Genomic DNA, 11,644 nt, shown 5'->3' with positions numbered 1-11,644 from the left:
ACGCGTGCCGCACTCGGCGCGCCAGCATGACAAGGACGAGATTGATGCTTAGCACTTGCTGGTTATGGCTTGGCCGCCTATTGGGCCGCTTATTGCTGTTGTTGCTCGCCGCCGGACTACTCGGCGGCGCCATTGGTTACGCCTACTACAGTGTCAAATTTAGCGGCCCGGTGAGCAGCGAGGAACAGATCCCGAGCGACGAGGCCGCCCTGACCCAGATCATCATCGAAGACGCCATCCGCGTGGTTGAGCAACACCGCACCGATACCCGCGTGCTGCGCGACGCCCACGCCAAGGCCCACGGCTGCGTCAAGGCGCAGGTCACAGTCGCCAGCGAGCTCCCCAGCAACCTGCGCCACGGGGTATTTAGTCAGCCGGGCCAAACCTGGCAAGCCTGGATGCGCCTGTCCAATGGTAATGCTTATCCGCAATTTGATCGGGTCCGCGATGCCCGTGGCATGGCACTGAAATTACTCCAAGTGCCGGGCGACAAATTGCTCGCGGGCGCGGCGGCCGAGCAAGACTTGGTGATGTTCAATCACCCCAGCTTTTTCGTCCGGGACGTGGCCGAGTACCGGCAGAACTTCGCAGCGCAAGCCGACGGCAAAAAGGTGCTGGCCTTCTTTCCAAGCTGGGACCCGCGCAGCTGGGAAATCCGCCATTTACTGATTGCCCTGCAAACCTTAAGCCCGGCGCCCGAAACGCCCCTGGCCACGACGTATAACTCGATTGCACCGTTCAAGCTTGGGCCCAACGCGAGTAAATATCGGGTAATTCCCAGCCCGCAAAACTGCCCAAACTATGCGCTGCCTGCGCAAAACCAAGACCTGCCAAATTTCCTGCGCAATGCCCTCTACCAACAGCTGTCGGTAGACCGGGTAGACGCCTGCTTCGCCCTGCAAGTGCAGCTACAGGACCCTGCCCAGTACATGCCGATAGAGGACACTAGCGTCGAATGGGACGAAGCGCTTTCGCCCTTTATCACCGTCGCCAACATCCGCGTACCCGCGCAAGACTTCGATAGCCGCGAGCAAAACCTGTTTTGCGACAACCTCTCCTTCAACCCCTGGCAGGCGCTGCCCGAACATCGCCCGTTAGGCGGCATCAATCGGTTGCGCAAAAGCGTGTATGAAGCCGTCAGCGTTTACCGACATGCGCGCAACCAGCAAAATCCAACACCTTAGTGTTATTTGGCCACCATCAAGCAGGTCAGATAACTAAAGAGTCTTATCCGACCTGCGGTATCGGGTGCAGGATAAACGGAGCCGCCTGACCAGTAGGGGGTGGGGGCTGTTGTGTCTGCAGGGATGCCATTTACTGAGGGCATTAACATGACTAACTCAACGCCTCGCTTGAGCCTTGAAGGCTTGCGTCAGTTCAGCCCAATCGATTTTTTGACCCCGCACTACCTGCAACAACTACTCGACAGCCTGCAGTACGTTGAACACCAGGCCGGCAGCGTCCTGCTACGCCGAGGAGAGAACTCCTTGGCGCTGTATTTTTTACTTGAGGGTGAAGTCTGGCTTGGCAACAAAAAGCTCGGCCGCAGCATTCAGGCCGGCAGCCCCGAGGCTTCCCGCGCGCTCAATGAGAACCAACCACAAGCCATAGACGTTGCTGCCAGCAGCGACGTGCGGCTGATGGCCGTCGAGCGCGGCTTGCTCGAGCGCCTGCTCAGCTGGAGCCAGTCTGCCTCCTATGAGGTCGCCAGCCTGCAGGAAGAACAACCGCATGCCGAGAGCGATGACTGGCTGAGCAAGCTACTGCGCTCGCCATTGTTTGGCCGCTTGCCACCGGCACACCTGCATTTATTGCTGGCGCGGTTCGAGTTCGTCGAGGTGCAAGCCGGCGACTGCGTGGTGCATTACGGCGAGCCTGGCGAGCACTTTTATGTAATCAAACAGGGGCGAGCACTCATCAGCTTGCCGGCCAGTTATCAACAACCACTGCAACCGGAGCTGCACCGCGGCGATTTTTTTGGTGAGGAGGCCTTAGTCAGCGGCTCGGTTCGCGCCGCCAGCATCACCATGCTCGAAGACGGTGTACTGGCCAGGCTGCAGCGCAACCTGTTTATTGAGTTGGTGCGACCCACCTTGATCCCGCAAATCAACGCCACTCAACTGCAACAACTCACCGCCCACGGCAATAAAAACAGCCTGCTGCTGGATATTCGCCTGCCGATGGAATATCGCATGGCCCATGTACCGGCCAGTATGAACCTGCCCTTGGCACAGCTGCGCCAACAGGCCGCCAACTTGGACAACACCACCCTCTATGCGGTGCTGCCCGAAGGCGGCGTGCGCAGTGAACTGGCGGTGCACTTGCTTAACCAGCTGGGATTCGAGGCGTATCTGTTGACCGAACAACCCGGGCAAGCACCGGTTGCGGCCTGAGTCATGGTGCCAAAATAACGGCAGGCTTATATTTTTGCGACGCAGTCGGTCAAATTGTCGGCACTATGTGACTTATCGGTCTAGTTCAATCATCCATACTTATGAACGGGCCAGACTGCGCCACTAACGCTGTCAGCCCACATTTTTTTGGGCGACAACACGGAGTGACACCCCATGCAAAATACCCTGCGTTTTAACGATGCACTGCTAATAGTCGGACGCGCTTTTCAGCCCTTTCAGTGCGTGGCCTGGGCTCCGCAAGCAGGCAGTGGCGAGCTAAGCCTGAGCGTAATTGATCGCGCCAGTACTCGCCTGCTCGGACGCACTCAGCTGGCCGCCAACACCTACAGCGATCCGGTATTGCTGGCCAGCGTGTTGCAGCAATCGCGCGACCAGTTAAGCCAACAAGGCTACCAGCTGGAACCTTGGTGCATGCCTGCGTAGACCTTAGCCACCAGTAACTAACGTCCAACAAAAAGGCGACCCGCGGGTCGCCTTTTTAATTTGCTCAACGCTTAGTAGTAAGCGTTTTCCTTGATGCTGTGGTCGGTCACGTCGCGCACCCCTTTCAGCTCTGGAATACGCTCCAGCAGGGTTTTCTCGATGCCTTCGCGCAGGGTTACATCGGCCTGACCACAACCCTGGCAACCACCACCAAACTTCAACACTGCAATGCCATCTTCAACCACATCGATCAGGCTGACTTCACCGCCGTGACCGGCCAAACCTGGGTTGATCTCGGTTTGCAGGTAGTAATTGATCCGCTCATTGACCGGGCTGTCGGCATTCACCATCGGCACTTTGGCGTTCGGTGCCTTGATCGTCAGTTGGCCGCCCATACGGTCGGTGGCGTAATCCACCACTGCATCATCGAGGAAAGCTTCGCTAAAGGAGTCGATATAGGCGGTGAAGCTTTTCAGCGCCAGTACTGTATCTTCAGGTTTTTCTTCACCCGGCTTGCAATAAGCAATGCAGGTCTCGGCGTACTGGGTACCCGGTTGGGTAATAAAGATCCGAATGCTGATGCCGGTGGTGTTCTGCTTGCTCAGCAGATCCGCCAGATAGTCTTGGGCAGCGTCGGTAATGGTGATAGCGCTCATGGCAACTCCTCGCAAACATTGGTTAATTGTACGCCCATCTGCCTCCCACGAGAAAGCCCGAGCATTTCTGTCGGATAAGTTTTCAGCACCACTCACAGACGCCATGAGTTCGGACGCTAAAGATTCTGGTAGCGATTCATGTCCAGCACGCCCGTCTCGACCGGTTCGGTTTCGCGGATATAACTCGGCAGGTCATGGAAATAGCGCCAAAACTGCGGGTGACTGCGGCGAATGCCCCAGCGCTGGACAATCAGCTCGAATGCCTTGGCGTCTGCGGCTTGCTGCATGGCGCTGACAAACTCCGGCACCTGCGCAGCCGGCAGATTGAAGATGAAATTAGGGTAGCTGGTCAGCACCCCCGGATAAATCGTCAGGCTGTCCAGACCCGGCTGATAACGCAGCGACTCACCCATGATAAAGGCCACGCTGCTATGGGCGCGATTACGCAGCAGGCTATAGATCTCACGCCGGCCATCCGCCAGCTCAACACGCAGTAAAGTCGCCTCGGGCAGCTGTTCGATCACTTTCAGGCTCGCCGCCGGCCGCGCGGTTAAGCGACTCAGACGCTGCTCAACCGCCTGCAGCTGCGCACTGATGCCGCTGCGATAACAATTGCCGTTACCGCAGCGATTGATTGGATCGGGTCGTGCATTCAAGCTGCCATAGCGCGCCAATAACGCCTCGATAAAACTCTGTTTGGGCCGCTGTACATCAAGCGGCAAGGCCGTTGCGCTATCGCTGTCGAGCGGCGGGTAACTGAGCCACAGCTTCAACTGAGCACCATCCTGATACCAGTCATCCAACAAGGCCCGACGATTGCCCGCCGGCATGAGGCGCAGAAAATTCTGTTCGGCGCCGTTACGAATCAAATCGAAATACAGCCGTGTCTGCGCCTGATGGGAGACATTGCCAAATACATCGTAATTAACCACCAGTTGGTAATAGGTGCGCTCCAGCAGCGGGTAGTCCATCAGCCACAGGGTTTGCGGCACCGCGCCGATCAAGCCTTTACTGACGCTGGCGCTGTCGTGGTGACGAAAAATCGACAACAGCGCGTTGTCATTACCACTCCAAATACTCGCCCAACTCGGGGCCGGCGCAGCGGCATAGGCGGCGCTACGCAGTTGGTCATATTGATTACGTAAGTCTTGGGAGTCGGCCCACATCTGCGCCAAGTTACGCAGCTGCGCCACCTGCCCCGGCACCGCCAAGAACGGCGTGACCTGCGCGCGATAATTGGCATCGGTGATATAGAGGTCATGCTCGGGGGCCTGAAACAGGGTCCAGAACTGATCGCGGATCACATCGGTGGCTATCTGCCCACGGCACACCGGGCCGCGAATAAAGGTGCGCACGAAGTACTCGGCGTCATCCAGCATAAACTCATAGCGGGCCTTGGCCGGAATCGCCGCAAAGGTGGCAAAAGGGTTGGCGCGATGGGCCGGGCCATAACCCGGCACCGCATCGACCTGCCAATCACCGCTGTAGAACAGCGCTTTAACCCGCGCCAGCCGTTGGGCACTGAGCGCATAGGTGATATGGGTTTTATGCACTATCACGCCCTGGACGGGCCACAGGCGGTAGTAAAAATCATTACCCGGATCTTCGTTCGGCCGCCGTGTACTGATGAGATCAATCGGCTGACCACTGGGCGTGCGCGAGCGCACCAGCTGGAAAAAATGCCCCGGCTCGCCACCTTCAAAATACAGATGAGCAATAAACCAATGCTCAAACAACCAGCGACCGACCAGGTCTTGGCGGGCACCGTTGGCATTTAACAAAGTTTCCCAGTCGGCAATTTGCGCCGCCTCAACGGCGCTCGGCTGCAGCGTTTGCTGGTCAACCGGTGCACCGGCCGCTAGCCAGTTCTGCAGGGTTTTATACTGCTGTGGTTCAAGACCGGTCACCGCAAAGGGCATGCCCTCACCCGGACGCGTGCTCGCATAGCCGGCAAATTCAGCGGGCAATGGGCACTGATTCTTGCGGGTGATACCCAGTTCTAAATCTTCAGGCAGCTTGGCATTGGCGACCAAAGGCGTGCGATGGCCCAACTCCAGCATCCGCGCCATCAACGCCGCTTGACTGCCCTGGGTGTTCAGGACCGAGTAAAACTCCTTACGCCGCCACGCCGCCTCACCCTGAGCATCAACATACAAGCGCGTGGTGGCCTGCTCTTGAGTGCGCCTGCCATCGTAGACCCGCAGCTTGCTGGCACCACGCACGGCCCCTTCGGCGCTGCCCAAGTTGAGCTGACAAGGCGCGTCGTAACAGGCATGACAGGCCACGCATTGCTCGGTGAAGATCGGCTGTACATCGCGGCTGTAGGAAATCGGTTCGGCGTGAACACAGGTCGCCCAAAGCATGGGGAGAATGTTGGCAAATGTCCGATATGACATGACTCCAATCCCCAATGCCGTGAACTTTGATTCTAGTCGTGCGGCCCGGCATAAAGCGAACCCACAGCAACATGAGGAATATTCATGTAAATACCACCCATGCTCGTAAACCATGCAACTTTGCTATCATTGCCGCCTTAGTGTTCCGCCCTCTTCAGGTAGCTGTTATGTCCGCCATCTCCGATCCTTCTTCCCATCAACAAGCCCGCCAGCAAGCCCTGCAGCAAGCCTTGCAACAGCGCATCCTGATTCTCGACGGCGGCATGGGCACCATGATCCAGAGCTACAAGCTGGAGGAAGAAGACTACCGCGGCACGCGCTTCGCCGACTGGCCGAGCGATGTGAAGGGCAACAACGACCTGCTGCTACTGAGCCGCCCGGACATCATCGCGGCGATCGAAAAGGCCTACCTGGACGCCGGCGCCGACATCCTAGAAACCAACACCTTCAACGCCACCCAGGTGTCGCAAGCCGACTACGGCATGGAGGCACTGGTCTACGAGCTGAACGTCGAAGGTGCCCGCGTGGCCCGCCGGGTCGCCGATGCCAAGACCCTGGAAACCCCGGACCAGCCGCGCTTCGTCGCCGGCGTTTTAGGCCCCACCAGCCGCACCTGCTCGCTGTCGCCGGATGTGAACAATCCCGGTTATCGCAACGTCACCTTCGACGAGCTGGTGACCAACTACATCGAAGCCACCCGCGGCCTGATCGAGGGCGGCGCGGATATGATTCTGATCGAAACCATCTTCGACACCCTGAATGCCAAGGCGGCGATCTTCGCCGTGCAGGAAGTCTTCGAGCAGCAGGGTTTCGAGTTGCCGATCATGATCTCCGGCACCATCACCGACGCCTCCGGCCGCACCCTGTCCGGGCAGACCACCGAAGCCTTCTGGAACTCCATCAGCCACGCCAAGCCGATTTCTGTCGGCCTGAACTGCGCCTTGGGCGCCAAGGAGCTGCGCCCCTATCTGGAAGAGCTGGCGAGCAAGGCCGACACCCGTGTGTCCGCCCACCCCAACGCCGGGTTACCGAACGCCTTCGGTGAGTACGACGAAAGCCCAGAAGAAATGGCCGTGGTGGTCGAAGAGTTCGCGGCATCCGGCTTCTTGAACATAGTCGGCGGCTGCTGTGGCACCACGCCTGCGCATATCAAGGCGATTGCGCAAGCGGTGGCCAAGTATCCGCCACGGGCGATTCCGGACATTCCCAAGGCCTGCCGCCTGTCGGGCCTGGAACCCTTCACCATCGACCGCAGCTCGCTGTTTGTGAACGTTGGCGAGCGCACCAACATCACCGGCTCGGCCAAGTTCGCCCGGCTGATTCGTGAAGACAATTACACCGAAGCCCTGGAAGTCGCCCTGCAGCAGGTACAAGCCGGCGCGCAGATCATCGACATCAACATGGACGAGGGCATGCTCGACTCCAAGGCGGCGATGGTCACCTTCTTGAACCTGATCGCCGGCGAGCCGGACATCTCCCGCGTGCCGATAATGATCGACTCCTCCAAGTGGGAAGTGATCGAGGCCGGCCTAAAGTGCATTCAGGGCAAGGGCATCGTCAACTCGATCTCCATGAAGGAAGGCGTCCAGCAGTTCAAGCACCACGCCAAGCTGTGCAAGCGCTACGGAGCCGCCGTGGTGGTGATGGCTTTCGACGAAGCCGGGCAAGCCGACACCGCCGCACGCAAGCGCGAAATTTGTCAGCGCAGCTATGACATTCTGGTCAACGAAGTCGGCTTCCCGCCGCAGGACATCATTTTTGACCCGAACATCTTCGCCATCGCCACCGGCATCGAGGAGCACAACAACTACGCGGTCGACTTTATCGAAGCCTGCGCTTATATCCGCGATCATCTCCCGTTCGCCCTAACGAGCGGCGGCGTGTCCAACGTGTCGTTCTCGTTTCGCGGCAACAACCCGGTGCGCGAATCCATCCACTCGGTGTTCTTGTACTACGCGATCAAAAACGGCCTGACCATGGGCATCGTCAACGCCGGCCAGCTGGAAATCTACGACGAGATCCCCAAGCAGTTGCGCGACTGCGTCGAAGACGTGGTGCTCAACCGCAATGCCAATGGCACCGACGCCCTGCTGGCGATTGCCGACAACTACAAGGGCGACGGCAGCGTCAAAGAGGCCGAGACCGAAGAGTGGCGCAGCTGGAGCGTGGTCGAGCGCCTCAAGCACTCGCTGGTTAAAGGCATCACCGCGTTTATCGTCGAAGACACCGAGGAATGCCGCCAGCAGTGCGCACGCCCGATCGAAGTGATCGAAGGCCCGCTGATGGCCGGCATGAACGTGGTCGGCGACCTGTTCGGCGAAGGCAAGATGTTCCTGCCCCAGGTGGTTAAATCCGCCCGGGTAATGAAGCAGGCCGTGGCCCACCTGATCCCCTTTATCGAGCTGGAAAAAGGCGACAAGCCCGAGGCCAAGGGCAAGATCCTGATGGCCACGGTTAAGGGCGACGTGCACGACATCGGCAAGAACATCGTCGGCGTGGTACTCGGCTGCAACGGCTACGACATCGTCGATATGGGCGTGATGGTGCCGGCGGAGAAGATCCTGCAAACCGCCATCGCCGAAAAGTGCGACATCATCGGCCTGTCTGGCCTGATCACCCCGTCGCTGGACGAGATGGTGCATGTCGCCCGCGAGATGCAGCGTCAGGGCTTTTACCTGCCGCTGATGATCGGCGGCGCCACCACCTCCAAAGCCCACACGGCGGTGAAGATCGAGCCCAAGTATCAAAATGACGCGGTGATCTACGTCACCGATGCTTCGCGCGCCGTCGGCGTGGCCACGCAGCTATTGTCCAAAGAATTGAAGCCAGCCTTCGTCGAACGTACGCGGCTGGAATATATCGAAACGCGCGAACGCACCGCCGCCCGCAGCTCGCGCACCGAGCGCCTGCCCTATGCCGCCGCCGTGGCGAAAAAACCCAAGTTCGACTGGACCAGCTATCAGCCGCCTGTGCCGAGCTTTACCGGCACTAAAGTACTGGAGAACATCGACCTCAAAGTGCTGGCCGAGTACATCGACTGGACGCCGTTCTTTATCTCCTGGGACCTGGCCGGCAAATTCCCGCGCATCCTTACCGACGAAGTGGTCGGTGAAGCCGCCACCGCGCTGTTCAAAGATGCGCAGGAAATGCTCACCAAATTGATCGACGAAAAACTCATCAGCGCCCGCGCGGTGTTCGGTTTCTGGCCGGCTAATCAGGTGCAAGATGACGACCTGGAAGTCTATGGCGATGACGGCCAACCCTTGGCCAAGTTGCACCACCTGCGCCAGCAAACCATCAAGCCAGACGGCAAGCCGAACTTCTCGCTGGCCGACTTTGTCGCACCGAAAGACAGCGGCTTGTCCGACTATGTGGGTGGTTTTATCACCACCGCCGGCATCGGTGCCGAGGAAGTCGCCAAGGCTTACCAAAACGCCGGCGACGACTACAACTCGATCATGGTCAAAGCCCTGGCCGACCGCCTGGCCGAAGCCTGCGCCGAGTGGCTGCATCAACAAGTGCGCAAAACCTACTGGGGTTACGAGCCGGACGAGCAGCTGCAAAACGACCAGCTGATCAAGGAACAGTACAAAGGCATCCGCCCGGCCCCCGGCTACCCAGCCTGTCCGGACCACACGGAAAAAGGCACATTGTTTAGCCTGCTCGACCCGGTGGCCACAGAAGGCCAGGCCGGCCGCAGCGGCGTGTTTCTTACCGAGCACTACGCCATGTTCCCGGCCGCCTCGGTCAGCGGCTGGTACTTCGCCCATCCACAGGCCCAGTACTTTGCCGTCGGCAAGATCGACAAGGATCAAATCGACAGTTACACCGTGCGTAAAAACCAGGACCTAAGCGTCAGCGAGCGCTGGCTGTCACCCAATCTTGGCTACGACAACTGAGTGCTCCGAGGCCCGCCATTGCGGGCCTCGTCATTTACAGTGACAGCTACTAGCACAGCACGGATATAAGCCCCAATGCACACCCTCGAACAACTGCGCAGCGGCCAATTGGCCGGCTGCCGACGACTGAACTTAGCCTGTGATCTGCGCGAGTTTCCGGCTGAGATTTTCAGCTTGGCCGACTCACTGGAGGTGCTTAATCTCTCGGGTAATTGTTTAGCGTCGCTGCCCGATGATTTACCGCGACTGCACAAACTGCGGATTATCTTTTGTTCAAACAATCAGTTTACTGAATTACCGACAGTGCTCGGCCGCTGTGCGCGACTGCAGATGATCGGCTTTAAATCCAACCAGATTCGCCAGCTTCCAGCCACAGCATTACCGGTCAACTTGCGCTGGTTGATTCTGACCGACAATCAACTCGACGCCCTGCCTGTCGAACTCGGCCAGTGCCGCCGGCTGCAAAAACTGATGCTCGCTGGCAACCAGCTGCGTCAACTGCCAAGCAGTCTGGCCGACTGCCAGAACCTAGAATTGCTGCGCATCGCCGCCAACCAACTAACCGAGCTACCGCACTGGCTATTGAGCATGCCCCGCCTGGCATGGCTGGGATTCGCCGGCAACCCATTCTGTGCGCAAGCTGAAGCCGCAGCGCTGGCCACACACCCGATTGCCAGCATCGATTGGCAGCAACTGTCGCTTGCACAGGTATTGGGCGAAGGCGCCTCAGGGGTAATTCAGCAAGCCTGCTGGAGCGCACCCAATAGCGAGCCGCGTGAAGTGGCGGTAAAGCTATTCAAGGGCGCAGTGACCAGCGACGGCCTGCCCCAGAGTGAAATGACCGCCTGCATTGCCGCCGGCCGACACCCTAATTTGATTGGCCTGCACGGCAAACTGAACCAACACCCAAGCCAAACACCCGGCCTGGTACTAGAACTAATCGACCCCAGCTTTAGCAACCTGGCCAATCCTCCTAGTCTTGAATCCTGCACGCGCGACATCTACAACGCAGACAGAGCATTCAGCCTAGAGAGCCTCTTGGCTATCGCCCAAGGAATTGCCAGCGCCAGTGCTCACCTGCACGCCCAAGGCATCAACCACGGCGATCTGTACGGCCACAACATCCTCAATAACGCCCAGGGCAATTGCCTGCTGGGCGATTTCGGCGCGGCCTCCTTTTACAACCGAGGTCATCAAAGCCAGGCGAGCGCACTGCAGCGCCTTGAGGTGCGCGCCTTCGCCTGTGTGCTTGAAGAACTGCTTGAGCGCTGCCCTCCCACGGATAACACTCAAGCAATAATCGACACGTTGTGGGCACTGCAAAAAGCCTGCGATAGCGCAGATATCGCCACACGCCCTCTATTCGAGGCAATTGGACTGCAGTTGCAAAGATTGCAGTGAGCCGCTGACGTTATAGCGACTAAGCTCTAAACAAACAGGAGCCGCACATGAACGATCAAACCCCACATCCACCGACCTTCTGGCAGATGCTGCACAGCGTGCTGGCGGCGGCCTTTGGTGTGCAGAGCGGGAAGAACCGAGCACGTGACTTTGGTCATGGCAAACCCAGTCAGTTTATTGCGCTGGGCTTGTTATTCACACTGTGCTTCGTGCTGGTGGTATTTGGTCTGGTGAAGTTGGTGCTGTATTTCGCCGGTATCTAATTCCGTCGTTAATTAATTGCAGCTAATTAACAACGACATACCCGCTGTAACTTTTCTGCGCGCAAAGACAAACCCCCGACCATCTTACGATGATCAGGGGTTTGGTGTTTAAGCTTGACGATGACCTACTCTCACATGGGGAAACCCCACACTACCATCGGCGATGAATCGTTTCACTACTGAGTTCGGGAT

The 11,644-nt window shown here is 58.4% G+C and carries 8 protein-coding genes; 6 read left to right on the top strand and 2 right to left on the bottom strand.

Going from position 1 to position 11,644, the window contains the following annotated elements:
• The first annotated feature begins 44 nt into the window (after positions 1-44).
• The 3 genes from Q8R10_RS06645 (at position 45) to Q8R10_RS06635 (ending at position 2,837) form a co-directional block, all read left to right on the top strand.
• The gene (locus tag Q8R10_RS06645; RefSeq protein WP_305652189.1) at positions 45-1,184 is read left to right on the top strand and encodes a catalase family protein; all 1,140 of its coding nucleotides are present in this window, start codon (positions 45-47) and stop codon (positions 1,182-1,184) included.
• A 147-nt stretch (positions 1,185-1,331) separates the two neighbouring features.
• Positions 1,332-2,393 (top strand): cyclic nucleotide-binding domain-containing protein, encoded by a 1,062-nt coding sequence (locus Q8R10_RS06640; RefSeq protein WP_305652187.1) that lies wholly within the window; start codon positions 1,332-1,334, stop codon positions 2,391-2,393.
• Between the two features lie 174 nt (positions 2,394-2,567).
• Positions 2,568-2,837, top strand: coding sequence for a hypothetical protein (locus tag Q8R10_RS06635; protein ID WP_305652185.1), 270 nt, complete (start codon positions 2,568-2,570; stop codon positions 2,835-2,837).
• A 71-nt stretch (positions 2,838-2,908) separates the two neighbouring features.
• On the opposite strand, the gene nfuA is transcribed toward Q8R10_RS06635, so the two are convergent.
• Positions 2,909-3,493: a Fe-S biogenesis protein NfuA gene (gene nfuA / locus Q8R10_RS06630; protein ID WP_305652183.1), complete on the bottom strand. Its 585-nt coding sequence runs from the start codon at positions 3,491-3,493 to the stop codon at positions 2,909-2,911.
• Between the two features lie 116 nt (positions 3,494-3,609).
• Positions 3,610-5,889 (bottom strand): fatty acid cis/trans isomerase, encoded by a 2,280-nt coding sequence (locus tag Q8R10_RS06625; RefSeq protein WP_305652181.1) that lies wholly within the window; start codon positions 5,887-5,889, stop codon positions 3,610-3,612.
• Positions 5,890-6,056: 167 nt separating this feature from the next.
• Between Q8R10_RS06625 and metH the strand changes: the two genes are divergently transcribed.
• The 3 genes from metH to Q8R10_RS06610 all read left to right on the top strand — a co-directional run bounded on the left by metH (position 6,057) and on the right by Q8R10_RS06610 (position 11,452).
• Complete coding sequence (gene metH / locus Q8R10_RS06620; RefSeq protein ID WP_371133297.1) at positions 6,057-9,788, top strand: methionine synthase; 3,732 nt, start codon at positions 6,057-6,059, stop codon at positions 9,786-9,788.
• Between the two features lie 75 nt (positions 9,789-9,863).
• Positions 9,864-11,189 carry a leucine-rich repeat-containing protein kinase family protein gene (locus Q8R10_RS06615; protein ID WP_305652179.1) on the top strand — a complete coding sequence of 442 codons (1,326 nt, stop codon included), beginning with the start codon at positions 9,864-9,866 and terminating at the stop codon, positions 11,187-11,189.
• Positions 11,190-11,236: 47 nt separating this feature from the next.
• Complete coding sequence (locus Q8R10_RS06610; RefSeq protein ID WP_305652177.1) at positions 11,237-11,452, top strand: DUF2970 domain-containing protein; 216 nt, start codon at positions 11,237-11,239, stop codon at positions 11,450-11,452.
• Positions 11,453-11,644: the final 192 nt, after the last annotated feature.

Source organism: Pseudomonas sp., from assembly GCF_030698175.1.
In the GTDB taxonomy this organism is placed as follows: Bacteria; Pseudomonadota; Gammaproteobacteria; order Pseudomonadales; family Pseudomonadaceae; genus Aquipseudomonas.
The sequence above is the reverse complement of the archived record's forward strand: the minus strand, read 5'-3'. Positions and strand labels throughout refer to the sequence as shown.

What these genes read in the sequence shown, in the direction of transcription:
- Q8R10_RS06645 (WP_305652189.1), top strand. Translation starts at nt 45, where the DNA reads ATGCTTAGCACTTGCTGGTTATGGCTTGGCCGCCTATTGGGCCGCTTA.
- Q8R10_RS06640 (WP_305652187.1), top strand. Translation starts at nt 1,332, where the DNA reads ATGACTAACTCAACGCCTCGCTTGAGCCTTGAAGGCTTGCGTCAGTTC.
- Q8R10_RS06635 (WP_305652185.1), top strand. Translation starts at nt 2,568, where the DNA reads ATGCAAAATACCCTGCGTTTTAACGATGCACTGCTAATAGTCGGACGC.
- nfuA (WP_305652183.1), bottom strand. Translation starts at nt 3,493, where the DNA reads ATGAGCGCTATCACCATTACCGACGCTGCCCAAGACTATCTGGCGGAT.
- Q8R10_RS06625 (WP_305652181.1), bottom strand. Translation starts at nt 5,889, where the DNA reads ATGTCATATCGGACATTTGCCAACATTCTCCCCATGCTTTGGGCGACC.
- metH (WP_371133297.1), top strand. Translation starts at nt 6,057, where the DNA reads ATGTCCGCCATCTCCGATCCTTCTTCCCATCAACAAGCCCGCCAGCAA.
- Q8R10_RS06615 (WP_305652179.1), top strand. Translation starts at nt 9,864, where the DNA reads ATGCACACCCTCGAACAACTGCGCAGCGGCCAATTGGCCGGCTGCCGA.
- Q8R10_RS06610 (WP_305652177.1), top strand. Translation starts at nt 11,237, where the DNA reads ATGAACGATCAAACCCCACATCCACCGACCTTCTGGCAGATGCTGCAC.